The sequence below is a fragment of the Pelagicoccus mobilis genome (genome assembly GCF_016595505.1).
GTDB classification, from domain to species: Bacteria; Verrucomicrobiota; Verrucomicrobiia; order Opitutales; family Opitutaceae; genus Pelagicoccus; species Pelagicoccus mobilis.
This window is the reverse complement of the sequence record NZ_JAENIL010000051.1, coordinates 26,647-53,569: the sequence shown is the minus strand read 5'-3', so window position 1 is coordinate 53,569 and position 26,923 is coordinate 26,647. Positions and strand designations below refer to the sequence as shown.

At 54.4% G+C, this 26,923-nt stretch carries 21 protein-coding genes; 7 read left to right on the top strand and 14 right to left on the bottom strand.

The window, feature by feature from the left end; translation table 11 throughout:
- Window positions 1-56: 56 nt before the first annotated feature.
- From JIN87_RS22125 to JIN87_RS22095, 7 genes are all read right to left on the bottom strand, one after another.
- Window positions 57-773: an SDR family NAD(P)-dependent oxidoreductase gene (locus tag JIN87_RS22125; protein WP_200357810.1), complete on the bottom strand. Its 717-nt coding sequence runs from the start codon at window positions 771-773 to the stop codon at window positions 57-59.
- A 79-nt stretch (window positions 774-852) separates the two neighbouring features.
- Window positions 853-1,026: a hypothetical protein gene (locus JIN87_RS22120; protein WP_200357809.1), complete on the bottom strand. Its 174-nt coding sequence runs from the start codon at window positions 1,024-1,026 to the stop codon at window positions 853-855.
- A gap of 433 nt (window positions 1,027-1,459) precedes the next feature.
- Window positions 1,460-2,950, bottom strand: coding sequence for a beta-alanine-activating enzyme beta-propeller domain-containing protein (locus JIN87_RS22115; protein WP_200357808.1), 1,491 nt, complete (start codon window positions 2,948-2,950; stop codon window positions 1,460-1,462).
- Between the two features lie 44 nt (window positions 2,951-2,994).
- Window positions 2,995-4,092, bottom strand: a complete 1,098-nt coding sequence (locus JIN87_RS22110) for a hypothetical protein (protein ID WP_200357807.1) — start codon at window positions 4,090-4,092, stop codon at window positions 2,995-2,997.
- Between the two features lie 82 nt (window positions 4,093-4,174).
- Complete coding sequence (locus tag JIN87_RS22105) at window positions 4,175-4,582, bottom strand: hypothetical protein (protein WP_200357806.1); 408 nt, start codon at window positions 4,580-4,582, stop codon at window positions 4,175-4,177.
- Window positions 4,583-4,964: 382 nt separating this feature from the next.
- The gene (locus tag JIN87_RS22100; RefSeq protein WP_200357805.1) at window positions 4,965-6,923 is read right to left on the bottom strand and encodes a methyl-accepting chemotaxis protein; all 1,959 of its coding nucleotides are present in this window, start codon (window positions 6,921-6,923) and stop codon (window positions 4,965-4,967) included.
- Between the two features lie 246 nt (window positions 6,924-7,169).
- Entirely contained in the window at window positions 7,170-8,732 is a 1,563-nt protein-coding gene (locus JIN87_RS22095) for a methyl-accepting chemotaxis protein (RefSeq protein ID WP_200357804.1), read from the bottom strand.
- A 163-nt stretch (window positions 8,733-8,895) separates the two neighbouring features.
- Between JIN87_RS22095 and JIN87_RS22090 the strand changes: the two genes are divergently transcribed.
- Together JIN87_RS22090 and JIN87_RS22085 are read left to right on the top strand one after the other, a co-directional pair.
- Entirely contained in the window at window positions 8,896-9,333 is a 438-nt protein-coding gene (locus JIN87_RS22090; RefSeq protein ID WP_200357803.1) for a DUF2721 domain-containing protein, read from the top strand.
- Window positions 9,326-9,766 carry a DUF2721 domain-containing protein gene (locus tag JIN87_RS22085; RefSeq protein ID WP_200357802.1) on the top strand — a complete coding sequence of 147 codons (441 nt, stop codon included), beginning with the start codon at window positions 9,326-9,328 and terminating at the stop codon, window positions 9,764-9,766. The genes JIN87_RS22090 and JIN87_RS22085 overlap by 8 nt, the downstream gene beginning before the upstream one ends.
- Window positions 9,767-9,866: 100 nt before the next feature.
- Here the strand turns inward: JIN87_RS22085 and JIN87_RS22080 are convergent, their stop codons facing one another.
- Genes JIN87_RS22080 through JIN87_RS22060 form a run of 5 tightly spaced genes read right to left on the bottom strand, consistent with a single transcriptional unit; the run spans window position 9,867 to window position 16,676 of the window.
- Window positions 9,867-10,250 (bottom strand): response regulator, encoded by a 384-nt coding sequence (locus JIN87_RS22080; protein WP_200357801.1) that lies wholly within the window; start codon window positions 10,248-10,250, stop codon window positions 9,867-9,869.
- A 6-nt stretch (window positions 10,251-10,256) separates the two neighbouring features.
- Window positions 10,257-11,516, bottom strand: coding sequence for a hybrid sensor histidine kinase/response regulator (locus JIN87_RS22075; RefSeq protein WP_200357800.1), 1,260 nt, complete (start codon window positions 11,514-11,516; stop codon window positions 10,257-10,259).
- 2 nt (window positions 11,517-11,518) lie between these two features.
- Entirely contained in the window at window positions 11,519-14,164 is a 2,646-nt protein-coding gene (locus tag JIN87_RS22070; protein WP_200357799.1) for an ATP-binding response regulator, read from the bottom strand.
- A gap of 10 nt (window positions 14,165-14,174) precedes the next feature.
- Complete coding sequence (locus tag JIN87_RS22065) at window positions 14,175-15,602, bottom strand: class I SAM-dependent methyltransferase (RefSeq protein ID WP_200357798.1); 1,428 nt, start codon at window positions 15,600-15,602, stop codon at window positions 14,175-14,177.
- 3 nt (window positions 15,603-15,605) lie between these two features.
- Window positions 15,606-16,676, bottom strand: a complete 1,071-nt coding sequence (locus JIN87_RS22060) for a hybrid sensor histidine kinase/response regulator (protein WP_200357797.1) — start codon at window positions 16,674-16,676, stop codon at window positions 15,606-15,608.
- Between the two features lie 769 nt (window positions 16,677-17,445).
- Here JIN87_RS22060 and JIN87_RS22055 point away from each other — a divergent pair.
- The 5 genes from JIN87_RS22055 (at window position 17,446) to JIN87_RS22035 (ending at window position 22,888) form a co-directional block, all read left to right on the top strand.
- Window positions 17,446-19,305, top strand: a complete 1,860-nt coding sequence (locus tag JIN87_RS22055) for a DNA translocase FtsK (RefSeq protein WP_200357796.1) — start codon at window positions 17,446-17,448, stop codon at window positions 19,303-19,305.
- A 128-nt stretch (window positions 19,306-19,433) separates the two neighbouring features.
- Window positions 19,434-20,924: a hypothetical protein gene (locus JIN87_RS22050; protein WP_200357795.1), complete on the top strand. Its 1,491-nt coding sequence runs from the start codon at window positions 19,434-19,436 to the stop codon at window positions 20,922-20,924.
- A gap of 58 nt (window positions 20,925-20,982) precedes the next feature.
- Window positions 20,983-21,351: a hypothetical protein gene (locus JIN87_RS22045; RefSeq protein ID WP_200357794.1), complete on the top strand. Its 369-nt coding sequence runs from the start codon at window positions 20,983-20,985 to the stop codon at window positions 21,349-21,351.
- Between the two features lie 80 nt (window positions 21,352-21,431).
- On the top strand, window positions 21,432-21,848 hold the full coding sequence (locus JIN87_RS22040; protein ID WP_200357793.1) for a hypothetical protein: 417 nt from the start codon (window positions 21,432-21,434) through the stop codon (window positions 21,846-21,848).
- Window positions 21,849-21,961: 113 nt separating this feature from the next.
- On the top strand, window positions 21,962-22,888 hold the full coding sequence (locus JIN87_RS22035; protein ID WP_200357811.1) for a sugar phosphate isomerase/epimerase family protein: 927 nt from the start codon (window positions 21,962-21,964) through the stop codon (window positions 22,886-22,888).
- A 17-nt stretch (window positions 22,889-22,905) separates the two neighbouring features.
- Here JIN87_RS22035 and JIN87_RS22030 read toward each other — a convergent pair whose 3' ends face one another.
- Both JIN87_RS22030 and amt read right to left on the bottom strand, forming a co-directional pair.
- On the bottom strand, window positions 22,906-24,819 hold the full coding sequence (locus tag JIN87_RS22030; RefSeq protein WP_200357792.1) for an ATP-binding protein: 1,914 nt from the start codon (window positions 24,817-24,819) through the stop codon (window positions 22,906-22,908).
- Between the two features lie 2 nt (window positions 24,820-24,821).
- Window positions 24,822-26,726 carry an ammonium transporter gene (amt, locus tag JIN87_RS22025; RefSeq protein WP_200357791.1) on the bottom strand — a complete coding sequence of 635 codons (1,905 nt, stop codon included), beginning with the start codon at window positions 26,724-26,726 and terminating at the stop codon, window positions 24,822-24,824.
- Window positions 26,727-26,923: the final 197 nt, after the last annotated feature.

Genomic DNA, 26,923 nt, shown 5'->3' with positions numbered 1-26,923 from the left:
CCCTAACGGCCACCCCTCTGTTCAAATGGCCGTTGGGACAACGGCCGCTATCTCACCTACCCCTGGTACGAATCGCTCAGCATCTTGTAGTTCTGTGCCGAATACCCTTTGCCAGTCGGTCCGCCATCGGGAAGCAGCACAGGCACGATCATTCCTGGGAGCACTGAGGAGACATCATCCCAAGCGTCCGGGCCGCCCATATCGGTGCGGATCCAACCGGGATCAACATAATTGACCGTGATACCGTCGTCCTTCAAGGCGACTGAGAGATCGCGAGTGAACTTGTCTACCGCCGCTTTAGAAACACTGTAAGCCGCCAAGTCCGGCTGGTCCGCAATCCCGGAACTCACGTTGACGATACGCCCCCACTTCTTCTTTTGCATGCCTGGAGCAAAGGCCTGACAGAGGCGGATCAAGGCATGTACGTTCACCTGAAACACCTTATCCCAAAGCTCACGGGATTGTTCGAGAACGGGCTGGGCCTCTTGAGAAATCGCGGCGTTGTTGAAAAGGATATCGATGTCCCCGACCTTCTCTCGGATCTGCTGAATCACCGACTCAACTCCTTCTACCGAACTGAGCTCACCAGCCACCACCTCTACACTGACCGACAATTCGCTGAGCACGGCACAAGTCTCCGCAGCAGCTTCAGCACTCCGACCATGCACAATTACATTCGCCCCTTGGCGAGCTAAGCCAATCGCCACTTGGCGACCAATTCCGCGAGTCGAGCCAGTGACGAGCGCCCATTTACCTGAAATAGATGTCTTCATTTCCCCAAGACAAAACAAAGGGCGAGCTCCTGTCCAACGACAATGAGCTCGCCCAAATGTATAAAAGATACCGCAGTATCTAGCGGTGCGCTGCCATGCGACGCTCCCGAGCAGTTCGGTTCATCGCGGATTTGATCCGCGCCAAACGCTCCTTCTGAGCTTCGGTCAATTTCGGCTTGGTCGCTTGAGGCTCTTCTGTTTCCAAAACGGCAGCCTTCGATTCCGGATACGACTTTGCGAACTGTGTATTCATGGGTGGAGACTTTTAACGGAGGTTACTCGTAGTCGTCGCCGACGGTTGAACGGTACCAGCCTTCGGGGCAGTAAGGCCAATGTACGAAGCGCGCCGACGAGAAGTATGTTTAACGAAAACGCCTTCTGAAGGCGGCAGGGCCAACCCCACACTAGGGATTGGGTCAGATCGCTGCCGATGCAGATGCCCAGATGCAACTAGATGCCAAAACGAGCAAGTCCAAAGGCCCGGCGATCGAGCCTATAGACTATTCAATGTCACAGAAAGGTAAAGTCGACGCACCAATTTCGTAGTGAAAATGATCCGTTCTAGCGCTTCAACTTAAGCGCTGGTTCTTAGAAAAACAGCGTTTCCATCTCCTAGGAGGGCAATGCTCCGTCATTGCCGCAGCGGTTTGAATGAGCTCCAAGGCAACGACAGAGCCCTCCAACTGCTAGAGCACTTTCAACTCGAGGAAAAGCGCATCCCGGTCGTCAGTCTCGTTGGATACCTCGATTTCGTATTCACCCGGTTCCAGCCAACCACGGATGCTCCCGTCACTAAGCCCCTCGATCACCTGTCCAGCCTCCGCAAAAGCCATCTCCCCCGACTGTCCCACCAAACTCAAACCGTAGCCCGTCGTGCCAGAGCTTGGCGTAAACGAAGAGCCTAGTGCGTTGATTTGAATCTGGATTGGACCGCCTCCCTCAATGCGGTAACTAGCGACAACTCCATTGGATTCATCAAACTCGTAATCGAAAATCCTCACTTCGCTAGGCGTCCCCGTCAGATCCTCGTAGCCTTGTAGAGAAGCCTGTAGCGCGGGTCCTCCCCGAAAGCTCGACCAGCCTAGAGAAGCTAGCTTGTCGCCACCTTCCAATGCGTAGAGCGTCCCATTGTTGTTTCCAACAAGCAAGGTACCATCAGGAGCGAGGACGGGCGACGAATCAATGAAACCGCTAAACTCAGTCTCTCCAATTAGCGCCCCATTTGAAGACAGCACTTTCAACACACCTTCGGAGCCACTGTTCAACGCTCCCGCATAGATTCGTCCCATCCCATCTACGCAGGGCGTCGAATAGTAGTTTGCTCCAATAAAAGTCCGCCAATTCAAATCGCCGTCCCACGAAAACGAATACAGGTATCCATCTCGACCAGAAATCAAGCAGCTCCGTCCCATTCCCTCTACAAATGATCCTTCGATGATTCCGCCTGTCTCATGTTTCCACTCGAGAGAACCGTCAGTCGCATCCAAAGCGTACACGAAATAGTTTTGGCAACCTACAAATACCAACCCCGTCGAAGTGATCATCGGACTGCTGCTGATCCCATCATCGCGCGATCCCGCTCCAATCTCGGCGGGCACCTCCCATGTCCAAAGTTCCTGCCCATTCGAATCGATAGCAGTAACCGCACCTGCAACTGATCCCACATAGACGTTCCCCGCGGAGTCAACAGCAGGAGAGGAATCGAGCTCGCCCCCCACTTCAAAGTCCCATTTTAGAGATCCATCCGGATTGATGGCATAGAAAAACCCATCGCTCCCTCCGACATAGATCGTGCCATCTTCCGCAACCGCTGGCGACGCATAGACAAGACTCGGCATGGCGAACTCCCAAACAAGCGTCCCATTACTCGTATTCAGAGCTAAGATACGATCATCCCAGGTTCCAATGTAGAGCACGCTGTCGTCATTGCTCAAGGTCGGACTCGACTCGATCCAGTCTGTGGTCTGAAAGCGCCATCTCTGTTGGCCGTTGGCATCCAGCGAATAGACGTATTTATCAGTCGAACCAAAATAGACATTCCCTACGGAATCGATCGTAGGCGAGCTAACGACTGGCTCACCCGTTGCAAACTCCCAGACAACCTCGCCCAGTTCCGCGGATCGAAGGCTCGCTCCGACCGCTAGACTGACACACACACCAATAACAAATTTGAACATACTATTTCCTTAAACAATTACTAGACGCGACACGATTCTCACTCCTAACGCCAGCGTATACCCAATAATACAGTTCGCGTCTCAAAACTCGCGAATGACTCATTCGAGCTTTCCTCTTCCGTGCTCAGATTCAAAAACGCGCTCCACGATTCGCTCAGCTTTCGCTCCATCTCCAGTTCCCAGTACCAGGAGTCGCTCGCCTTCAGATCCCCACCGTCCCCAAACTGATGATCGTATTGATACTCCGTATACGTTCCCGATAGATCAAAATCAATTCCCCACGCGGAGGTCCTCCATTCGATATCAGCACTCAAACGCGAGCGGTCATAGTAACCCGTCACTAAATCCTCTCGTTCCCGGTAGGCAGCGGTTAGCTCCAGAATGTTAACCGTATCAAAAATAATCGGAGTAAACCTGAGGCCCGTCTCAGCACCGACCATCTCCGTTTCAAGCAAGGTATCCGCCAATGGGATACCTGAAAGCGAACGAGCGGATTTCTCGTCGTATTGACGACGCCATCCCTCAAGCTCGCTCTTCCAAGTTAAGGCATCAAGCAAAGGACGCTCAAACTCTACCTCCACACTGAAGCTATCGTAATCGTTCGACATATCCTTAAACGCCATGTGTCCCGCACTCAGTTCGATGTCATATTCGAATTCGCCGAGCATCGATTCGTACCCGACATAGAACTCCGGTTCGCTGCCTTCGACAATGAAATCGACGCGTTCCAACTCGTCGAAGGTCGCGTCAAAAACTTGGGTTAGATCTAGGTAGCGAGCTCCAACTCTCCCTTTAGAAATTAGCCCCACATAGGATTCCAATTCCGTTTGCAAAAGGTAGATCGCGTGCACAGGCACCCCATCCAACTTGTCATAGGTCCTGACATCGGCGTACGCGAGCGAACTCCAAGTAAATTGGTCTCCCCAGAAACTCTTGTTGGCGACACCTTCCAACCCGAAATACGCAAATGCAGAGTCTAGTTGTACCACCTCTCCTAACAATACGTTCTCCGTATAGCCCACTCCTGCGGCTACTGAGGTTTGGGTGGAGAATTCCGAGAACTCGGAATACAAATCATCGCCCGTGTATCCCCAAACGGTAAGGGAAGCGGCAATGATTCCAGCTGAAAAGACTCGTGACATAGGCGTTTGTTTAAAAGCCGCGCCAGAACCCTTTCTGACGCGACCCAGTTAAACTAGATTAGTACCAACAGATACGTATCGTTTAGCCCTCTGGAGTAGACTCTTCTACTTCCTCTTCAACCGCTTCACGGTTGGCACGGCGTTCTTCGCGTAGCGTACGGCGATCTTCCTTCAGAGCCTGGAATTGGTCCTTGTAAGTCAAACGAACTTCCTTGGCCGCTTCCTTGATGTCTTCCTTGGTAGCGTCTTCACCGAGCCCTTCGACTACTTCCTTAACTTCAGCGCGTACAGCTTGCTGGAGTTCGAGTACCGCGAGGCGGTGTTGCAAAGCAGCAGCCTTACCTTCGGCGAGATCGTCACCCTTTTCTTCGATAACGGCGTTGATGCGGTCGATCTGCTTTTGCAGGTCACGACCCTTTCTCTCAGGAGCAGCAGTGAGGATTGAAGCAGTAGCCGCGAAGGCGATGATGAATGTGACTAGTTTCTTCATAAGTATTCCTTTTATTGATTTGGCGACGTCAGCCGTGTGCTGCGTCGGGAAACACTATTGCACACACCGTGCCAGCCTACCCAATCCAACGTTTCACACTCACCAACAGCAACTTACAAAACGAGCAACAAAATCACTTCTTTCGTTCAATTCTCGCTTCGGGGAATATTCCCAACAAACACAGCCCTCCCCCAAGCCCACATTGGGAAATGCCCCCAAATGACCTGACCTTCATACCTTGAAGTTCAGACAACAGGAGCTAAGTAACACCAAAAACCAATCCCTAGATCGCAAAACAAGGAATCGCTTGAACGGGGCGAACAGCACCACAGCCCCGAACAAGCGACCCTAGTTTTTCCCATAGTTATTGCGTCACATACAATTAATTCAGTGAGGATGTAAGTTCCGTAACGACTCGATTCGTCGGCTTCACTTCCGAGAGCAGGGGCACGCGTCTCTGAGATGTCGTACCCGCCGCCGAATCCTTCAACTTAGGCGTATCCAAAATTCCAGCAAAACTCTGCAACTCCTGCACTTGCGTTTCCAACTGCTTCGCAAGGCGGGTCATTTCGAGCGCCGCAGAAGCCGATTCCTCGGCGCCCGACGCATTGGCCTGCACCGTCTGGTCCATCAGCATGAGCGAGTGATTGATTTGGTCGATCCCCTCAGCCTGGTCTCCAGAACAATTAACGACCTCCTCCACAAGAGCCCTCACCTCCGTGCTGGTCCGCAGCACTTTTTCAAAACTCTCCGAGCAAACCTGTACGCACTCGTTACTCTCGCTAATCCGGACCACAGAATCATCGATCATCTGCCCCGTCTCCTTAGCTGATGCAGCCGCTCTCATAGCCAGGGCCCTTACCTCTTCTGCGACTACGGCAAACCCAGAACCAGCCTCGCCTGCTCTCGCCGCTTCCACAGATGCGTTAAGGGCCAGCAAATTCGTCTGAAACGCGATTTCATCGATTGTCTGTACAACATTCTGAATACGCTTACTGCTATCAAACAAGTCGCTGATCTTGCCTGTCAGTTCCGAGAGACTTTGATTGGTAGCTTCAATCGCCTCGATCGTCTCAGCAGTGAATTTTCCCGTCTGTTCAGTTTTTTCCGTATTCGTCACTGTCTGAGCGGAAATCTCTTCCATCGCGGCCGCGGTCTCCTCCAAGGTCGACGCCTGTTCAGACGAAGCATCCGCCACGGATTCACTACCTTTTTGTACCTGTATCGCTGCAGAGGATACAGCCGAAGAAGCTCGAGCAATCGAACGAGAAGAATTCACGACCATACGCTTGGTTCTCAAAATAACGAACCCCGCCGCCGCCACGCTAGCAACAATACCAACCGCGACACAGATGATGATCAGCAAACGCTGGGAGCTTGCTTCCGACAAGAGCTTCTCATCCGTAACAGCATGGTGCGAAATCTCCTCTCGCAAACGCCCGAGCAATCCTCTCAATTCCTCAAGGGCTGGAATTGACTGCGAAGAATAGATTGCCGCCGCAAGATTCGAGGCTTCGAGACCTTCTCCTTCGCGATTGATTTCAGAGCGAAGCGTCGTGTGCAATTTCTTGGAGTATTCACGGTAAGGGTCCTCAAGCTTCTTTTCAGCGACCTCGATCCGTCCTCGGTTTAGTTCCGAAAGCACGGACTCTACCGCATACCTCCAGCGCGTCAAAGTGCTCTCGATCTCCTTTTGAGTCGCATCTCCCTCCCCCGCACCGGAACCAGCCTGTGTATTAGTTTTTTCAGCACACTCTTCTATCTTTCCCCAGAGGGCTTTATCCAGTCCCTCTACCCTTTGCCCGCCATGAGCGGCGATAAGCTGCTGATCGACGAAAGCGCTCACATCCAACACCCGAAGCTCAAGATCAATCAACGCCCCCAAGCGCTTGGGGTTTCCTTCAGTATAAATAGAATCAATCTCCTGAGCCGAACGATGCAAAGCCTCATGCCATGGAATGATTTCCTCCAGAATCTCCGTCGCTTGTGGATAAGTCTGCTCCAGCATTACCCGATCCTCGGAGGACAACCATCGCCCCATGTGACACTGTGTCGGATCAGTCTCCACCGTAACGTTCTTAACCGACGCATTAGTGAACAAGTAGCTAAGCTCCTGAGCCCACTTCAAGTGGTCCGCTTCCAGGCGAGCGATCGACAAGTCATCCCTATTCGCTTCAACGAGATCTTCCGTCGTCGAGAGCAGTTGGTTGATTCCACTCAAGCTCGTAAAAGACAAAACCAAGACAATCAGCAGAATCGCTCCAAAACTGATTCCGAGCATTTTACCGATGCTCAAACGTGTCTTGCCAGATTTGGCATAAGGTCGGGGTAGGCGTTTCATATGCACAAGCGAGTTGGTAGTTGTACCATTGATCGGCCAGGGGACTTCGCATTTAACGGTATTCTACCAAAATGAAACAACTCAGCCGAAACTAAGGACTCCACATTCCCCACTGGGGGCTATTCAAGGATGACCAATAAGGCAAACTCCCCAGAGAACTACCTATAAACGCAAAAAGCTCCCCTACGGGTTGTACCGCAAGGGAGCTCTAAACAAACAAGCTGAATTGACCTTATTCGGAAATATCTAGTTTAGGGAGGCCAGAGTTGGACTCGCCGCTCGCCCTCTCACGGGGTAATCATCGAACGCTACAGGAGCGGCCGCAGACAATTCGACCTTCGGCGTTCTTGCTTGGGCTGATTCCCCTGCGAAACGCTGCAAACGATGAACCTGCATCTCCAACTCTCCGGCCAATCGCGCCATCTCCACTGCGGCAGAAGCGGATTCTTCAGCCCCAGAGGCGTTTGATTGGACCACCTTGTCCATTTGCACCAGAGAAACGTTAATCTGGCCAATCCCCTGGGACTGCTCCTCGGAAGCGACAACCACTTGGTCCACCAAAGAGCGTACCGAAGTACTCGTCTGCAGGACATGATCAAAGCTCTCCGAGCAGCGCTGCACAAACTCGTTACTCTCACCGATCTTCACAACCGACTCGTCGATCATCTCCCCTGTCTCCTTAGCCGATGACGCAGCTCGCTGCGCCAAAGCACGTACTTCATCCGCAACTACAGAAAATCCAGCTCCAGCCTCCCCGGCGCGAGCCGCCTCTACAGAGGCGTTCAAAGCAAGCAAGTTCGTCTGAAACGCGATCTCATCGATCGTTTGCACAACCTTCTGGATCTCCTTGCTGCTATCAAAAAGCCCGGTGATCTTCTCTTTCAATTCAGCTAGGCTCTGGTTCGTTTCATCGATCGCGCCAATAGTGTCCGTCGTATAAGCCCCCGTTTTCTGAGCCTTCTCTAAGTTAGACGAAGTCTGTGAAGATACTTCCTCCATGGCGGCAGCGGTCTCTTCCAAGGTCGACGCTTGCTCCGAAGAGGACTCCGCCACGGAACGACTCCCCTTCTCTACCTGCTGCGCCGCCGAGGCAACTGCTTCCGACGCTTGAGCAATAGAACGCGATGTAGAAACCAGCATCTTCTTCACTTTCGACGTAACCAAGAATGCGATACAAACACTTGCCACAACGCACACCGACACAAACACCACAATGAGAGCCCTCTGCTCTCCCGCTTCAGCAACAAGCTTCTCATCTGTCACGGAGTGTTTAGCCACATCCTCTCGGATGTCCTGCAACAAGCCCTGCAGATTCCTGAGAGCCGGAATGCTCTTCTTTGAAAAGATCGCTTTGGCTTCTTCAGAGTTTGCCTCCCCAGCCTTGCAATGGTGATCAATCTCCACCGCTGATTGGTGCAAACGTTCGTGCCAAGGCACCATCCTTGCAATCATACCTGAGGTGTTGGGATGCCCCGCTTCCAAGCGTTCACGCTCTTCCGAGACGAGCCACTTGCCCAAGTTACAAAGCGTGGGATCTTTCTGCACCGTCACCTCATTCACCGCCGAATCCGTAAAAACAAAACTCAGATTCTGGGCCCACAAGAGATGGTCGACCTCAAGCTGCGCCATTGCGGCATCCGTCTCATTCGCCACGATCAACTCCTCGGACGTCGAAAGCAAAGTTGAGACACCATTAAAGCTCGATAGCGATAGAACGGCTACGATGAGAAGGACAGACGCGAAGCTAAATCCGAGCATCTTTCCGACACTCCAACCTCGGCCACTAGCGGGAACAGCATGTTTGGTCATAATTATAAGCGGTTTGGATTACTCACTATTCGACTTCCTTAGAGACCTCTTAGACAAAATCCCCTAGTTCTCGTTAGATATAAGAAAAGCAGCCCACCTGCATTAGAATCTACAACACAAGAGGGCTTCCCAAATTCCCAATCTTCCCCATGCTTTGCTCCGAATGACGATCCAGGACGCCATCGAGTTTATCAACGCCTCCCTGGCCCCCGCCGTACTCCTCACCGGAGTCGGTCTGCTGCTAGCTGGCCTGCAATCAAAATACAGCACCATCGCCGCGGTGATTCGCCAGCTTAACGCTGAAAAGCGAGAATCCTCCGTGCCAGAGACGACTCAGCGACTGAGCGACCAAATCGCTTCGCTCATGGTAAGAGCAAAACTGATACGCAACGCCATCTTCTGCTTCTACCTTTCCGTCTTCTTCGTAGTCAGCTCCTCCATCGCACTCGGTTTCAGCGCCCTCGCAATATTCACCGCATCCACTCCCATCTTCGCCCTTTTCGGAGTCGCCCTCTTCCTGCTCTTTCTCGGTTTATGGTACGCAAGCCGCGAAGCTCTGCTCTCCTACCGTATCGTTCAATTGGAGACATGCGATGACTGATCTCTTCGACAGCAACCTAAGCAACTACCAGGCCGTCATCGCCCCCTTTGTGATGATGACCTCCTGCGCCACCCTCGTCTGGGCCTTGCAAACACGCTTTAGCCGCGTCGTACAAGCCATCCGCAGCCTCACCTCCGAGGGCAAACGCGACAACATCGACTACTCCCACTCCCTCGAAATCCAAATCACCTGGCTCAAAAACCGAGGCCGCCTACTGCGCAACAGCATCGCTGGCTTCTACCTCGCCATGGTCTGCTTCCTTCTGTCCGCCATGGTCCTAGCCGCGTCGCTCGTCAGCCAGACGGACCTAGCGGAAGCAGTGGTCGCCCTCTTCCTGAGCGGACTCGCCCTCATGTGCTTCGCGCTCGTATCCATTCTCACGGAGACAAGTCGCAGCTACGGCTCGCTCGCAGAAGAAACCCGAAACCGCTAGAGCACTTTTCTTTCGAACAGTCGCAGTTCCCTTCAAGCATCTTAAAGTGGGAAGCGGCCTTGTGCCGCGATTCTCAGCGCCTAAACAAAAGAAAAAACCGCTAGTTCCGCAGCTTCTCGACCGCTTTGATCATCGACAGCGCCTCCGCAGGCTTGTCGAAAAAACCGTCCGCCCCAACGCGTTCCGCCGCATTGCGCAACCCAGGGTCCACACACCCCGTCAGCATAAAGACCGGAGCATCGGATCGAGCCTTCAACTCCCGAATCACTTCCACACCTTCGGTTCCGTCCATTCGCTGGTCGACCACCGCAAACTCGTATTCGATCGGCCGCAAGGTCTCGATCACCACATCCCCATTGTCCACAGCCAGCACATCCCAGCCGTAGTGGTTAAAAAGCAACTCCAGCGACTCCAACACCATGGGGTCATCATCCACAATCAGCACGCGCTTCCTTTGGCCCGTATCCGGTAAATCGGCTAACATCTTCTACTACTCTCCCAACAACTTCTTCTCCCAAGCCCGTTCCGCTTCCATCACTCGCTGTAAGAAAGCTTCCTCGCCCAAGCTCGCCGGAATCGCCGACGGATCAAGCGGCAGCCAAATATCGAAACGCACGCCCCCCATCTCGGAACGGTCCGCCTCGATGGAACCCGAGTGGTGATGAATCAAGAAAAAGGCCGCCAAGAGGTTGATCCCATATTGGTCCGGTTTTCCCGAGCGGGTAAAAAACGGATCGAAGAGGCACTGCAAGTTGTCCTTGTTCAGCCCAGGACCATCGTCCTCGATCAAAACCCGCACCCCCTCAATGCCGGCCTCGGAAGCAGCGGTTGAGAGAGAGATTTTCATCTTCCCATTCTCCTTCGCATTCTCCGACTCGTCTCTCAAAAGCAAGTCGAACAAACGATCCACCATCACGCGGCTAGCGGAGATCTTCGGCAGCTCCACCGGCGTAAAGTCCACTTCGATCGATCGGCGGGCCAACGCGCCCTGCTCCCTCTCCAACGCATCTGAGACTACCGCGCTCAAATCGATATCGTCCCCATCCGGCACGCACGGAGGCTCCGGGATTTCCTGCACCTCCTTCAAAAGATCCAGAACTTTGGTGATCGACTCCTGAGCGGTAGAATAAAAGTGGTTCCAGTAGTTCGGATTGCGCAAATGCTCCAAGTCCACGTTTTCGCTCTGCAACTTGATCGGAGTCAGATCCAGGAAAGTCTTCACCGCGGTCAGTCCGTTGCGCATATGGTGGTTCAAGCCAGCCGCGAAAATCCCCAAGCTGATCAAGCGATCCGTCATCATCAGCCGCTGCAGAGCCGACAGCTTCTCGCGCATCAGCAAATCGCGCTCACGCTGGATGAGAAAGAACTCCATGGCTCGCATGATGTGCATCTCCAGCTCCGGCGTCTCTACCGGCTTGGTGATGTACTTGTAGATCGCCCCTACATTTACAGCCGCGATCGCCGCATCGATGTCCGCATAAGCCGTGCAAAGCACTCTGATCGTGCGCGGCCGCAGATTGCGAATCTTCTCCAGCAAGTCCGTCCCCTGATCGCCCGGCATTCGTTGGTCCGTTACGATAACGGCAAAAGAGTCAGGATCTGCCTCGAATTTCTCCCAAGCGGACTCCGCGTCGTAAGCGGTGACAACGTCGAACGTATCCAAAAGATACTCACCTACCAGATCTGTGGTCTGCTCTTCATCATCCACGAAAAGAACGCGGAATTGCTTGTAATCGTATTGGCCTGTCATTTCTAGACGGATACAGGAGATTTCTCTCTCGAATAGCTCGGGAAGCTCATGGAAAAGCGACACCAGGAATCGACTTCACTCTCCACAGACACCACCCCTTTGTGCTGCTGAATTATTCTGTGACAAATACTTAGGCCGAGTCCTACTCCTTGTCCAACCTTCTTCGTCGTAAAAAAAGCGTCGAAAATTCGCTCCAACTCATCCTCCGGAATCCCCTTCCCGTTATCCTCAAAAACCAGCCGTACCTGATCGCCCACCACCGAGCAGTCGATCCGGATCTCCAGCCCGTCCCCGCCCTTTTCCCGCAGGCTGTCGACCGAGTTCTGTAACAGATTGATGAAAAGATGCACCAGCTGGTTCTGATTCCCGCGAACCGCCGCCCCTTCTTCCACTGATAGCGTAAGCGTAATCTCCGCCGCCGGGATTTGCACGAAACGCACCGCGGTTGAGAGAGTCTCATCGAGCTCGACTCGCTCGAACATCGTCGTATCCGGATGCGTAAACTCTCGCAGACTCGACACGATCGAAGACACACGGCGGATTCCATCATGCAGATCCGTCAACGGCTTCTCCAACAACTCCGGCTCCGGATGCGGAGAACGCGTCAGACGCTTCTTGATAAGATGAATCGAGGTCGTCGCGAAATTGAGCGGATTGTTCACCTCATGCAGCAAGCCCGCGCTCAACTGCCCAAGCGAAGCCATCTTCGCCTGCTGCACCATCTGAGTCTCCGTCTGCTTGATCTGGTCCAAAGCCTCTTCCAAACGCACCGTCTTCTCCTCGATCTGCTGCTGCATCTCGAACACCGAAGCCAAGTTCCGACAACGGGCCAGCAGCTCGGTCGAGGAAAACGGCTTCGTCAAAAAGTCAGTCGCCCCCGCATCCAACGCTTGGAACTTGGACTCCTCATCCGCCCGGGCCGTCAGGATCACGATCGGAACTCCCTTATGCGAATCCAACTCCCTCAGTCTACGCGTCGCTTCGATCCCATCGACCTTCGGCATCATGTAGTCGAGCAACACCAGATGATGGCGACGCTTCTTCGCATAGCGCAAGGCCTGCTCCCCATCGTGAGCCTCGTCGATCCGATAGCGGGCTTTCAGTTGCGACTTAAGAAAACGCATCATCTCCGGCTCGTCATCAGCGATGAGGATCGCCGGACGCCGATCTTCGCTCGCCTCCTCATCAGCCGCATCTCCGCTCGCCTTCTGCTCATGCACATGCGACGGGAAAAACTCGGCTCGGCGATACAACTGCTCCAGCCACTTCGTATCCACCGCCTTCTTGTCCTCCACCACCTCCAGCTTGATCGGCTCCACCGGCAAAGTGACATCCAGCTCAACGCTCATCGTCGTCCCTACGTCTAGCTCGCTGGTGGCGGATACGCTGCCGCCATGCAGTTTCGCCAGATCACGTACCAACGATAGACCAATCCCCACCCCTTGGAAGCGGCGATTCGAAGAGGACTCAGACTGCCAGAAACGATCGAATACACTTTCGAGCTCCTCCGGCGATATCCCCTGCCCCGTATCTGCGATGTCAATACCGAGCACGTGCCCCCTACGTTTCGCAGTTAAAGTGATACTCCCGCCAGGCGGCGTGAACTTGATAGCATTGAACAACAAGTTGAGCAGCACCTTCTCCACCTTTTCCCGGTCGAGATGCACCTTCGAATCCCCCCCCTCGTCAATCTGCCAAGAAAACTCCAAATCGCGCTCCTGAGCCATCGGGTGAAAAGAGCGGCAAACCCCTTCCAAATACGGCCTCAACTCGATCTCACTCGGACGCAACTTCAAGGACCCCGCATCCAGTCGCACCAGATTGAGCAGGTCGTTGATCAACCGCATCAGACGCATCGCGTTCTGCTGCATGATATCGATTAGCTCGTCATGCTCCTCCGTCCCTATCCGCCCCTCCGGCCGCCGCAAGCGATCGAGCGGTCCAATCAAAAGCGTCAACGGCGTGCGCAGCTCATGGCTGATGTTGGCGAAGAAATTCGTCTTCGCCTTGTCCATTTCCACCAGCTTGAGATTAGAAGCCTCCAGCTCCTTCCGGTTCGCTTCCAATTGCTGCCCGACCGCGTACTCGCGAAAACGCAGCTTGTTCAAAAAATAGCTCCCCGTCACCACGATCATCCCCGTCACCAGAATGAAATAGTAGTTGTTCACCAACATACGCGTCGACTCGATCCCATCCGCATGGAAGTAGCAGGCCGCCCCATACATCAGCATAGTCATAAGCAGATACAGCAGACTATCCACCGCATCGACCCGTACCGCCCAAGACAAACCGATCAAGATCAGATTCAGCCCAGCGTAGTAGCCCGAATGAATCCCCTCCGTGTAGTAAATCATCAGGCAGATGAAAAACGACGGCAGGAAAAAAAGCAGAGTCTCGAAGGTCCGATGAAAACGCTTCCAAAATTCGAGAGCCAGCAAACCATAGAGCCCGAAAGCGATCGCCGAACACAAGAGTCGCAAAAAGAGGAAAAACGTCAGCTGCTCAGGATAGACCATATAGTCCAACGAGAAGCCGAATGGCATCAGCAACGCGACGAGCATGCTCCCGGTTCGCGTACCGGACACCCGATGGGACTTGTTGTACTCCCGATACCTAAGCCGAAGCGCTTCCTCGGCCTGCAGATCCATATCCGACATCTCAGCCCGGTTTACGAATCTCGAGAAAGATATTCACTCCTGTCTCGTCCTTGAGGACACGTACTCCATCCCTCGGCGCGTCCTTCGGAGCCAACTCCAAAAATCCCTCTTCGTCCCGGTAAATCAAATGCCACTCCATCACAAACTCCATCACCTTCTTGCAGGGGTTGCTAGAGTCAACATTTGTCGCGATCACCACTCCACCAGGAGCGACCATATTATAGAACGTTTCCAGCAGACGCGCGCAGACCCGGTCGGACAAATAGTCGAACAGCCCAGCGCAGTAGACCACGTCGTAAAGCACCTCGTTCTCCCCGTCATTTCCGATTTTCGCCCCCTCGCGTAAGATCTGGTTCACCGAACGCTGAATCATCCGCACCGGCGTCGAGCGCCTCAGCTTCGCCTTCAGCTCGCTCAACTCGCTCCCCGTCTGATCGATCGTCTCCTTGTTGAAATCCAGCAACGCGAAATTGGCCCGCTCGCAAAGGTCGTCATTGGTCAAAAACTCCCTCACCTCCATCGCCGGCCCGCAGCCGAGATTGAAGATGCGAGTCCCATGCCCCGCCTTCGCGCAGCGACGCGTCTCTGCAGACAAGGCCTTGGTGAGATACTTGATCCGATTACGGTGCGCTTCCGCCGGAGCAGTCGCCAAAAAAGCGCTGTTCACCACCTTCGCGAAAATCGACGCCCCCTCCACCGGGTTGCGCAAAATCATGTTCACCATCTCGAAGTCGCCCGCGTACCCAAGCGGCTTGTCGTAGGTACGATGGACAAAGGGCGAGCAAAGCACCAGCGGGTGAAGCTGACGCCGGCAATACGCTCGGTGAATCGAATTGGCCTCTTCCGAAACCGTGGATCCGAGAATCTCGAACTTCTTGAAAAGCTCGTCCACGATCGGCTCCACCAAGCCGTTGATCCGGCTAATGATCTCCAGCTCGCTCTGAACACGCGTCGGAGGAGGTGACGAACGAACCGCAATCTCAAGCTGCTCGGTCCAACGACGCAGATCCGTCAACAGGTTCTCCATGTCCGCGATGATCACCTTCATCTGCGGCGAGATCAGATCGAACTTCTGCCAATCCTTGATCAAACGATCGAACTCGTCAGCCAAGCCGCTGACCTGGTTCGAAGGCGAAAGCATTTCCACATCCAGCCAGCTCTCCTCGTCGAGCGAAGCCTCGCAAACAAGGACCAGCCCCGTGTTCACCATGTTGCTCACCACCGCCCTGCCGCTGTAGACCTTTCGAGAATTAATCAAAATCTCGAACTCCCCGAGGACCTCGGACAGCTGCAGAATGCTGTAAGGATTATAAACTTCAAACGTGACCAAATAACGCGTCATACGCATCAAAGTGGCCCGTATCCGAGTCCCCTGGCTATTGGTGCAAACGACGAGACTCTCGTTTTCTAGATCTTGGCTGGTGCTCATTTATCAGCTAACAGGTAGACGGACAGTAAACGCGCTGCCCCGCCCAGGACGGGAACAAACCGCGATCGCACCCTTCGCCGCCTCAACAATATGGCGAGCGATGAAAAGCCCCAATCCGCTACCCTTTTTCTTAGTGGTGTATCGTGCTTCGAAAATATGTTCCGTGATCTCGGACGGAATCCCCGCCCCGTTGTCTCGCACCACAAACTCGGCCATATCGCCGCGCACACGAGCTCTGAACTCCACACGGCCTTCCCCCCGAGCAACCGCCTCGATCGCGTTCTGCAGCAAGTTCACCAGTATCCGAGCTGTCGCATGCCGATTCAGCTTCGGCAGCAGATCGCTCTCCTCCGCCTCCAAGTCCACCTGCACAGCCTTGCTCTCCGCCCGCAACGCGACGAAACCAACCGCATCCTCAGCAATCTCAGCGAGAGTCGCAAAATCAGGTTTCAAAGTCTCCGGCTCCGAAAACGCCCGCCACTGGTCAACCAACGCGCCCAGATAGGCAACGTTCTGCCCGATCATCTTACCCAGTTTCTTGCAGGTGTCCGCATCATCGTTGTTCTCTCGAAGCAAAAGAGCCAGAGCCTGGAGACTGGTCAACGGATTCCCCACATCATGCAAAAAGGCAGACGAGACCAGCCCCACCTCCGCCTTCTCTACGTGGCCGCTCGCAGAAACCTCCGTTTCCCCATCCTCAGGAACCTCGTCATTCGCCAACTCCCGCAAGCGAGTCCGCAGCGAGCTCGCGTCAAACGGCTTGTGCAAGCAATCGCTCGCCCCCAAGCGCATCGACTCCTCAACCACTTCCAAAGTCGCAAAACCAGTCAAAATAACAACCCGAGCCGAACGATTAATCTTACGTATCGACCGGAGCGCATCAAGCCCATGCTGGTCCGGTAAATGCAGATCCAAGATCACCAAGTTCGGGCGCAAAGCATCAAACAAACGAACACCGTCACTCACCGTTCCCGCAGCATGCGTCTCGTACTCATCCTTAAGCAACATGAGCAAAGCAGCGCTCACAGAAGGATCATCGTCGATCAACAAAATCTTCTTTTTCGAGTGGGTCAAAACAGCGTTCTCCAAAAGCTACCAACCACTACTAGGTAGTGAGCCAAAACATACAAGCGCCAATCCAACTCAAACGACGAAAGATTTCAACCCCAGCCAAAATTAAAGTACTACGCTTTAACCAGTTAGGGAATAAATCTAGCGTATTATACCCATACCCACTCACCAATTCAGCCACACCAAACGAGGGACCCTGAGAAACACGATAGGGGTAGTAACGGACGTATCAAGACACTGAATATAGTGGTATCTACCCACCACAAACTCTCAGTACCGTATTCAATAACCGAAGACACTCAAATCCCGTATCCAAACCAACCTCAAAGAGCCCCCGCCCCTCTACAACATAGCCCTCCTCGCCAAACCGCAAAAACACAACAAACACCACTCAAACAAGCACACAACCAATCCAGCATCCAAAAACAGGATACAAAACAACAGCCCATTCGCGAGCGAGCTAGCCCCCATCGCCAACTCGCGTCACCAACAACATCAAGCAACCACGCACCACCCCACCCTCGAATAAAACAAAAGCCGCCTCTCAACAAAAACACCTCAAATGTAAAAACGCCCCCCCCAAAAAAATAACCTCCCCAAGCCATCCCACCTCCCCAAAGTCCCAAAGCCGCCTTGCGCAAAATCATGTCGAACGTTCGACATCATTCTGCGCAAACGCTCTTCCTCCCGCGGAAATGTCACTTTTCCTAAACAAGGTCTTGATCCCCGCCGGAGCTTCTACACCGTCATCGACTTTCCTTTCCACGCACAAATGCCAGGTCCCTCCAAGCTACCCAAAAAATCCATCAGACGAGTCAAAGACGGCGTACGCCGCTTCCTCGAGAATGTGGCGGGCGAACGTAGCGAGGAGGAGGACGAGGAACTTGAAGACAGCCAACCGCTTCCAGCGCCCGACACGAAAAACCTCCCCGACGATCTCGTACGCATCGCCGAGCTCGAGCACTCCATCATCGACGCCGAGCAGCGGCAAACAGAGAAATGGCGCTCCGAAATGGCCTCCATCCTCACGGACCGCGAAGAGCGCCAAACCTACTTTTCCGACCTCGCTACCGAACGCGAAGCTCGCTTTGAGAAAATGCTCGCGAGCGCCAAGGCCCAGCTAGCCGGCCTCCCCCCCATCGAGGAACCCGAGCCAGAAGAGGAACAAGAGCCCGAGGAAGAAGAGCCAATCGCCGAGATTATCCCTTCCGGCCCCTACGCCTTCCCGACACTCGAGCTTCTCGAAACCTCCGACATCGAAGAAGCCACCCTTGTCTCCCCCGATAAACTGGAGGAGCAAGAGCTCAAACTCCAAGGCACCCTCGATAGCTTCGCCGTCGACGCCATGGTCTACGACGCCGTGGTCGGCCCCCGCGTCACCCAATTCCGCGTCCGCCCCGGCATCGGCGTCCGTGTCGAAAAGATCAGCGGCCTGCAAAAGAACATCTCCCTCAATCTCGCCCAAACCAACGTACGCATCCAAGCCCCCATCCCGGGCGAGCCCTTCGTTGGCATCGAAATCGGCAACGGCAACACCCTCCCCATCCGCCTCCGCTCCGTCTTCGAGTCCCGAGCCTGGCAACGCGGTTCCGAAACCATCCCGCTCGCCATCGGCATGGACATCCAGGGCAAAATCGTCGTGGCCGACCTCGCCAAAGCGCCGCACCTCCTCATCGCCGGCGCCACCGGTAGCGGCAAGTCAGTCTGCATGAGCAACCTCATCGTCAGCCTGCTCTACAAATTCTCCCCAGAAGAACTTGAGCTCGTCCTCGTCGACCCCAAGCGCGTCGAATTCGGCCTCTTTCGCGAAATCCCCCACCTCATCCACCCAGTCGTCGGCGAAGCAGACAAAGCCGTCAAAGTCCTCAAGTGGGTGGTCCAGGAAATGGAGACCCGCTACGAGATTCTCGCCGAAAAGCAGGTCCGCAACATCGCCGGCTACAACGCCAAGGCCGAAGCCCAAGGTTTCGACAAGATGCCGTTCATGGTCGTCATCATCGACGAGCTCGCCGACCTCATGATGACCTCCAAAGGCGAAGCCGAAGCCTCCCTCGCCCGCATCGCCCAACTCTCCCGCGCCGTCGGCATCCACACCATCATCGCCACCCAGCGTCCATCGGTCAACGTCATCACAGGCGTCATCAAAGCCAACTATCCGACCCGCATCGCCTTCCAAGTCTCCTCGGTCGTCGACTCCCGTACCATCCTCGACAGCAAGGGAGCAGAGTCCCTCCTCGGCGCCGGCGACATGCTTTTCAACCCGCCTGGCTTCGCTCGCCTCGTCCGTATCCAAAGTCCAATGATCCAGGACGAGGAGATCTCTCAAGTCGTCACCCACGTAAAAGCCGACCAAAACGAACGCCACCGCGTCGACCTCTCCGCCTTCGAGCAAACCGCCGAAGGCACCGCTGAATCTCTGGCCGACGGCGTCGACGACCTCTACATGCAGGCCCTCGCCATCGTGGCCGAGACCCAAAAAGCCAGCACCAGCTACCTCCAACGCCGACTCCGCATCGGCTACAACCGAGCCGCCACCCTCATCGAGGAAATGGAAGACCGCTTCCACATCGGCCCACAAAACGGATCCACCCCTCGCGAGGTATTCGTCACAACGGAGGACCTCAACCAATGAGGTCAGCAACCAACAGGTGGGACAGCCGCTCCGCGGGTGTCCAAACAACCAAGGTAGGGCGGTCTGGCCCAGACCGCCGCATTGCAGGCTCCCCCTTACCCCACAACCCCCAACCGAGCACCCGCTAAATGGACATCCTATCCATCAACGATCTGCTCGACGCCCTTGAGGAGCACGGTGGCGAGAAAGTCATCAAGCTCACCCGCAAGCGCCCCATTTCCAGCTTCGCCCTCCGCAGCCTGTATTCAGACTACGCAGACAATCCCCACTACCTCCTCTTCCTCGCCCAATACCCACTCCTCCCTTCAGAGCTGGCCCAGTCCATTTCCTCCAATCTCAAACCAAAGCAGGTTGAAGTCGCCACCGCTCTCGCCAGCAATCCACGCTCCCCACAACAAACCCTCGCCCAACTTTCCCACAACAAGAACGTCAACGTTCGCATAGCAGTCGCCCAAAACCCGAACGCGAGCCCCAAGGAATGCCAAACGCTCGCCGAGGACGAAGCCCCCTTTGTACGCGCAGCCATTGCTGCCAATCCAGGCCTTCCCACTTTTCTCCAGTTCATCCTCGCAGGGGACGACGCGCCCGCAGTCAAGATCGCCCTCGCCGAACGCGAGAACCTCGACCACGACGTCGCCCACCACCTCAGCAAAGACAAGAGTAGCCTGGTCAAAACCGCCCTTCTCCAAAACAAGACACTCGACCCCGAAATTTTCCAGATGTGGGCCGACGGCGACGACGAGACACTCCAGAACCTCCTACTCCGCGAAGGCGACCGCTTCCCCGCATCCGTCCGCAATTCCCTCCGCTACTCGACGCACTCCAGCGTCCGCTTCGGAGCCCTCGACACCACTCCCCTTTCCCTTCCGGAAATGCTCTGGCTCGCCGAGTCAGATATGATCGAGGATCGCGCCTACCTCGCCCAGAAGCCCGACCTCCCTGCCGCAGTCCAACGTATCCTCGCCCAGGATACATCGCCAAAGGTCCGTCGCTACCTTGCTTCCAGCGGCAATCTCCAACAGGACATCGCCGAACGCATCGCAACCTCCCACGACCTCGAAGCCTGCATCACGCTCGCAAAAAATCCAAACGCGAGTCCCGAGCTCCTCAACGAACTCTGCCTTCACCCTGATCCACAAGTAGCCACCCTCGTCGCCTACCGCGATGATCTCACCGACGCACACTGGGACCTCCTTGTCAACAAACGCGAAGACGACACCGTAGCCGAACACATAGCCTTCCAGGCCGTCGACTACGTCAACATAGAAGCCGCCGTAGCCGAACGCTTCGCTACCAGCCTCAACCCTTCCCTTCGCGCCTTCGCCGCTGCCGCCTTCGAACTCCCGGCAACCAACCTCGCAACGCTCGCCCAAGACCACTGCGACAAAGTCCGCGAAGCCGTTGCCAGCAACCCAAACCTCCCCGAAGCCCAACTGCGTTCCCTCACCTACGATTCCAACAAGGACATCGCCAACATCGCAGAAAAAACGATTTCCCTCAGGATCCAAAACGTGAATACACCAGAAGAGCCAACGCCACGCCACGCTTTCAGCAGCCAAGTTGAAACCGGCTCCCGACGTAAAATTCTCAAAAACATACTAAGCTTCTTCAAAGAATAACCGCAAAAGGTAGCGGCCGCTGTCCCAGCGGCCACAAGCCCTAGCAGAAATCAAAATCATGGCAAAGAAACCAGCAAAACTCGTCCCCCTCACCTTCGCGGAAATCGTGCTCCGTGGTGATAGCGAAACAATCCGCCAAGCCCTCGAGGCTCGCACCAAGATCGACGATCTCCTCGAGGAACGCGAAGCCGCTTACAAGCGCATCGCCGAACTCGAAGGCCAAGTAGAGTCGATCGTAGGTGAAGAAGGCGTCTTCCCATTCCCAGAACCACCCGCGCCCGTAGCGGCATTCCCAACCGCTCCTGCGAAGAAGGCAGCCAAGAAGGCAGCTCCAAAGCCAGAGGCAACCGAGGAAGAAGCACCTTCCGAAGAAGAGCCAGCTCCCGAAGCAGCCGAGGAAGAAACACCAGAAGAAGAGAAGGAGTAACCCTCCCACTCAAGATCACTTAGCGTGATCTCATAGCACCTTAGTGTCACTTCGTGCCCTTCGTGGGCAACAATTCACACATGCCAGATAACATGTCCATAGACGAGCTCGTCGCGGTCAACTCTCTGCTCATCGAGCGAGAGACCTGCCTCGCTGACCTCAGTCATATCGAGCATACGATCTCGGACATACTTGGAGAAGCCTACCCCTTTGAAGATCCCAAGGTAGAGCTCCCCTCCCGCAAAAAGGGCAAACGCGCCAAAGCACCGAAGAAGCAAAAAGCCAAAGCGCCGCCCAAGATCCGCCGCCTCAAGCCCGGCGAATCAGGCTATCGAGTCACCCTGCTGGAAAACGGCGAAGTCCAAACGCACGACCTATTGGACTTCGCTCCCTTCCAGTCGCTCCTCGCCACCCCACTCCCCCATCATCGTATCCAAAAAGTGGAAATCCTCGACGACTCCTTCGAATCCGCCGACATCCTGTTCGAGTCACCCTAGGAGGGCTACGCTCCGTCGTAGCCACCACAACGGACATCCCATAAGCTTCCTCCCGCTTAACGTTGCCTTAGCGGTCTTTTTCCTTACCAAGAAGAACGTCCCCACACGTTCTCATGAAAAATACCCCTTCCCGAAGATCATTCCTACAAGCCGGAGCCCTAGGCGTCGCCGCAGCGGCAACCGGCTGCTCAGCTCAGCACACAACCCCAATGCCTTCCTTCAAATTCTGCCTCAACATGAGCACCATCCGGGAGGCCAAACTCGATATCGAACAACAGATCGATATCGCAGCTCAAGCAGGCTACTCCGCGATCGAGCCATGGATGGCTCCACTTCATGAATACAAAGAAAAAGGCGGAAACCTCTCGGATCTAAAAAAGAAGCTCGAAGACAAAGGCCTCACCGTGGAGAGCGCCATCGGGTTCGCCCAGTGGATCATCGACGATCCCAAAGAACGCGCGAACCAGCTTGAAGCATTAAAACGAGACATGGACGTGCTTCAGCAGATAGGCGGCACGCGGATCGCAGCCCCACCCTCCGGAGCTCAAAAAAGCGAAAGCATTCCATTGGACGATGTCGCCGAACGCTACCACGCCGCTCTCGAAGTAGGCCGCCAAAGCGGAGTCCTCCCGCTCCTCGAAGTCTGGGGGTTCTCAACGAATCTATACAAAGCCTCACAAGTGATGTACGTCGCCGCCGCCGCGAACCATCCAGACGCCTGCTTGCTCCTTGATATCTACCATCTTTGGAAAGGCGGATCCGGCTTCGAATCACTATCCCTTCTCAATGCTGACGCACTCCCAGTCATGCACGTCAACGACTACCCATCGAACATCCCCTTGGCGGAGCTTAGCGACAAGGATCGCGTGATGCCCGGAGACGGCGACGCGCCGCTTGCCAAGATCGTCCCCATGCTTCGCAAGATAAATCCGTCCATGACTCTATCGCTCGAGCTCTTCAATCCCGATGTCTGGAAGATGCCGCCTCTCGAAGCCGCAAAACTTGGCTTGAGAAAACTAAAGGCCATGGCCCAGCTTTGATCTAAAAAAGAGAGCCGCTACCCTCGAGCCCTTCCAGCGAGATTGCGCTGGATAGCCGCCTCTAGATCCGCCTTTTTCAACGGCTTGGTAAGATAGTCATCCATCCCAACCTCTATTGAACGAGATCGGTCCCCCTCCAGCACATTAGCCGTAAGGGCTACGATCGGGACGCGTGTCCGTTCCCCCTCTATCTCACGGATTTTTTCGGTGGCTGCATAACCATCCATCACCGGCATCTGACAATCCATCAACACCAGGGAACAGCCCTCGTTCTGATAGATAGCAACCGCCTCCTCTCCATTCTCCGCAACCAGGGTCTCAAAGCCCATCTTGTGCAGAAACCGAGTCGTGATCTTGAGGTTAATCTTGTTGTCATCCACCACGAGGACTCGCCCTTTCGGTGGAGCTGGCGAGTCCGCGCAAAGATCCCCATCCTCCGGCGGCCTAGGAGCAACACTCTGTGCTGGTCTTTCAACTACAGCATTCAAAGCACCTAAGAGCTGGGACTGACGAATCGGGTATCGCAAAATTCCATCAAGCCGCACCGAAACCGCCTCCTCCAGCTTTTTCCCAAAACCTATGGTCCCAAAAAGAGCGATCTCACGCGATGGAAAACGAGCCCCACACACGCGGCGTATCAATCCTACTTTTTCAATGTCCAGCTCTCCATCCCACACGACAATGTCGAACGGAGTTGTCACAAAGCTCAGTTGCTTTTCGAGATCTTCACTAGGGTCGAGCTTCAACAACTCGACATCGAAACACCCCCAGCTCCTCAAATGGTTTCGCAAAGTCTCCGAAACCGATCCCTCCTGGTCTTTCGCAATCAGAAACCGCTTCTTACGCAGATCCGCACACAGAGAAACACTCATGGCCACCCCCTTCGGCTGCTTGCGGAATGGAAGATCAAAGTAGAAGACCGAACCTTCTCCGACTTCACTTTCCAATTGAATCTCGCCTCCCATAAGTTCCACGAGGTGCTTCGAAATAGCGAGCCCAAGGCCAGTTCCGCCATAGACTCGTGTATGAGAACTGTCGACCTGCTCAAACGAACGGAAAAGTCCGTCCTGCTTTTCTCTAGGAATGCCGATACCAGTATCTCGTACCGAAACCCTCAATACAACAACCTCGTCCTCTTGCTTCATCAGCACCGCCCGGATCGAGACGGAACCCTCAAGCGTAAACTTGATAGCGTTCCCTGCCAGATTGATCAAAACCTGACGCAACCGATTGCTATCCCCGATCAAGAGGCTCGGCACATCCGGCTGGATCTCCGAGATAAACTCGACTCCCTTTTCAATCGCTCGTCCAGACAGCAAGCCAACCAGATCATCAAAAACCGAGATCAGGTCAAAACGGTGCTCGTCTAGCTCCATCTTCCCAGCCTCCATTTTGGAGAAATCCAAAACGTCATTGATAATCCCCAGCAGAGCTTCAGCCGACTTATAGCTAGAGGTAGCAAACTCACGTTGCTCACCATCGAGCTTTGTATCCAATAAAAGCTGCATCATCCCCAGAACGCCATTCATCGGAGTCCGGATCTCGTGACTCATATTCGCCAAGAACCGGCTCTTCGCTTCATTCGCCTGCTCAGCCTGGGTTCGAGCTTCCAACGAATCCTCCAGAATATTCATCATAGCCTCCCCCATCTGGCTATTTTCCTTTGCCCGGCGATCCATGTCATCGATCGTGAGATCCCTCAACGACAAGTCTGCCTGCAGGTCCAGAACCTGATCGGTAAGCTTGCCAACCTTCCGCTCAGCTTCGCCCAAGCCAGCCTCTAGAACCTCTGTCTTTTGCTCTAGCAATCGCGCATAGCGCCCGGTCTCGATGTGAAGCTTCTGACGCTTGAAAAGAGCCGCCCCTAACGAAAGGGCTGAAACCGAGAGCAGCCCGATCAGCAGCCACAAGAAGTCTGATTCAACTACCATGCTCAGTTGTTGGCCCCAGCCTTGTAAGGAGGTTCACGGTCCAATTCCGAGGAGAGACGGTTTATCTCCTTTTTCAGAGCCACCATCTTAAGTTCACGATCGATAGCGATCCTATTAAAAGACTCCACTTCGCTCACCTTCTCCTCGAGTTGATCACGAGTCCGCTCCGCTTCAGACTTCGACTTTCGCAGCATGTCCTTGTACTTTTCGCTCTGAGAACGATCACGTATCTTCACGTTGAATACATCCACTCGACCGATAGTACCTGCAGACGTTTCAACCTGCACTGGGAAACGCTCGTCCGAACCACGGATCCCACAGAACGGGATCGCATTCAGGTCCGCTCCATTAAAATCCACGATGCGACTCATTTGCTCAAACGACTCCAGCCGCTCTCCGTCCGATCGCTTGATAAGATCCCAAATAGATGCCTCAGACAGCCCACCAACCTCACGCCCAAACATAGAGCAAGCCCCAGGATTCGCCTGCATCACCCTGCCATCCTTGGAGCAGGTGAGAATGCCATCCATCGTATCACGAATAATCAGCTCATTGCGGGCAACCGTCTGTTCCAGCGAGCCCAATAGCTCATTGTACTTTCTGGCAATCTGCCCCACCTCAGTGAACGGCTCTACGCTAACCCGACGAGAGAGGTCCAGCTGTCTCGACTGACGCTCCATCTCCCTCAACAAATCCAAATGCTCCGTCGACACACGATGCTCGGATTCATTCAGGCCCTTAAGCTCCTCCATCTCCCCGACTCGCAAGGGAATCCAATTGGAGATCAGCTTCAAAAAGAAGTACGCTGGAAAAAAGCCAAACACGACACAGCACACAACTCCCAGCCCTTGCACCCCCAATTGCTGAATACGACTCGCTCCTTCCGCGAAATAGGAGCTCTGCCCAAACAAAGCCACAGCCAAAGTTCCCCAAGCGCCCGCAAACGCGTGCACCGATACTGATCCCACTACGTCGTCGAGGCCCCATCGTTCGACCAAACGGTCTGAAAACACCATGACCACAGCTCCAATCGAACCGATCACGATTGCAGCGACAGATGATACCATATGGCAGCAAGCCGTGATCGCCACCAAACCCGCCAGCATACCATTCATCGCGAACTTCAAATCTGGATACTTTAACAAGTAATATCCAACGCACAGCGCGGTCAGCAACCCGGAGCTCGCCGCCAATATCGTGTTCGCAACGATCCCTGGCACCTCACCACCCCAAGCCAAGGTGCTACCTCCGTTAAACCCGATCCACCCAAAACAAAGCAACAAGGTACCCAACAATGCCAAAGGCAGACTCTGTCCGTGAATAGCTTGCGGCTTCCCGCTCTCGTCGAAGCGCCCGATACGCGGGCCAATGACCACGATACACGCCAGAGCGACCCATCCTCCAATCCCATGAACAACCGAGGAACCCGCAAAGTCGATGAAGCCTAGCTCGCTCAGCCAGCCAGAGTCTCCTCCCCAAACGCCCCCCCAAGCCCAGTGCCCAAAGAGCGGATAAATGATTACGGAAACTAAGGCCGAAACCCAAAGGTATGCCTTGAAACTCATTCGCTCCGAAACCGCACCCGATACGATCGTCACGGAAGTGCCACAGAACATCACCTGAAACACGAAAAATGCGACCTCGCCCGCACTACGCCCATCGAGCTCGAAAAAGAATTGGGAGCCACCGAACAAGCCGAAATTCGATAGACCAAACATCAGGCCAAATCCGCATATCCAAAATCCCAACACAGAGATGGCAAAGTCAGTCAGATTCTTTACCGCAACATTGATGCTGTTCTTGGTCCGAGTGCATCCACTTTCCAAACACAAGAAGCCCCCTTGCATGATAAATACCAGAGCCGCGCAAACAATCAGCCAAAGGTGATCGAGAGAAGAAGATTCCATAGTAACCCCGCGCGTAGCAACTAGGAGACCAGCAAACATCAAAAACTAGTAAAGCAGCCGCCTGCCCTACACGACTCTGAAGAAAAACACCGAAATCAGACCTGCAAACTCTCTGCTGATCAAAACAGCTCTCAAAAATAGCTCCATTTTGAACAGTACCCCTCGCAAAAACGATTGAGCGGACAGGTTACACCACC

Coding starts and splice junctions, on each gene's coding strand:
- JIN87_RS22125 (WP_200357810.1), bottom strand. CDS start 773: ATGAAGACATCTATTTCAGGTAAATGGGCGCTCGTCACTGGCTCGACT.
- JIN87_RS22120 (WP_200357809.1), bottom strand. CDS start 1,026: ATGAATACACAGTTCGCAAAGTCGTATCCGGAATCGAAGGCTGCCGTT.
- JIN87_RS22115 (WP_200357808.1), bottom strand. CDS start 2,950: ATGTTCAAATTTGTTATTGGTGTGTGTGTCAGTCTAGCGGTCGGAGCG.
- JIN87_RS22110 (WP_200357807.1), bottom strand. CDS start 4,092: ATGTCACGAGTCTTTTCAGCTGGAATCATTGCCGCTTCCCTTACCGTT.
- JIN87_RS22105 (WP_200357806.1), bottom strand. CDS start 4,582: ATGAAGAAACTAGTCACATTCATCATCGCCTTCGCGGCTACTGCTTCA.
- JIN87_RS22100 (WP_200357805.1), bottom strand. CDS start 6,923: ATGAAACGCCTACCCCGACCTTATGCCAAATCTGGCAAGACACGTTTG.
- JIN87_RS22095 (WP_200357804.1), bottom strand. CDS start 8,732: ATGACCAAACATGCTGTTCCCGCTAGTGGCCGAGGTTGGAGTGTCGGA.
- JIN87_RS22090 (WP_200357803.1), top strand. CDS start 8,896: ATGACGATCCAGGACGCCATCGAGTTTATCAACGCCTCCCTGGCCCCC.
- JIN87_RS22085 (WP_200357802.1), top strand. CDS start 9,326: ATGACTGATCTCTTCGACAGCAACCTAAGCAACTACCAGGCCGTCATC.
- JIN87_RS22080 (WP_200357801.1), bottom strand. CDS start 10,250: ATGTTAGCCGATTTACCGGATACGGGCCAAAGGAAGCGCGTGCTGATT.
- JIN87_RS22075 (WP_200357800.1), bottom strand. CDS start 11,516: ATGACAGGCCAATACGATTACAAGCAATTCCGCGTTCTTTTCGTGGAT.
- JIN87_RS22070 (WP_200357799.1), bottom strand. CDS start 14,164: ATGGATCTGCAGGCCGAGGAAGCGCTTCGGCTTAGGTATCGGGAGTAC.
- JIN87_RS22065 (WP_200357798.1), bottom strand. CDS start 15,602: ATGAGCACCAGCCAAGATCTAGAAAACGAGAGTCTCGTCGTTTGCACC.
- JIN87_RS22055 (WP_200357796.1), top strand. CDS start 17,446: ATGCCAGGTCCCTCCAAGCTACCCAAAAAATCCATCAGACGAGTCAAA.
- JIN87_RS22050 (WP_200357795.1), top strand. CDS start 19,434: ATGGACATCCTATCCATCAACGATCTGCTCGACGCCCTTGAGGAGCAC.
- JIN87_RS22045 (WP_200357794.1), top strand. CDS start 20,983: ATGGCAAAGAAACCAGCAAAACTCGTCCCCCTCACCTTCGCGGAAATC.
- JIN87_RS22040 (WP_200357793.1), top strand. CDS start 21,432: ATGCCAGATAACATGTCCATAGACGAGCTCGTCGCGGTCAACTCTCTG.
- JIN87_RS22035 (WP_200357811.1), top strand. CDS start 21,962: ATGAAAAATACCCCTTCCCGAAGATCATTCCTACAAGCCGGAGCCCTA.
- JIN87_RS22030 (WP_200357792.1), bottom strand. CDS start 24,819: ATGGTAGTTGAATCAGACTTCTTGTGGCTGCTGATCGGGCTGCTCTCG.
- amt (WP_200357791.1), bottom strand. CDS start 26,726: ATGGAATCTTCTTCTCTCGATCACCTTTGGCTGATTGTTTGCGCGGCT.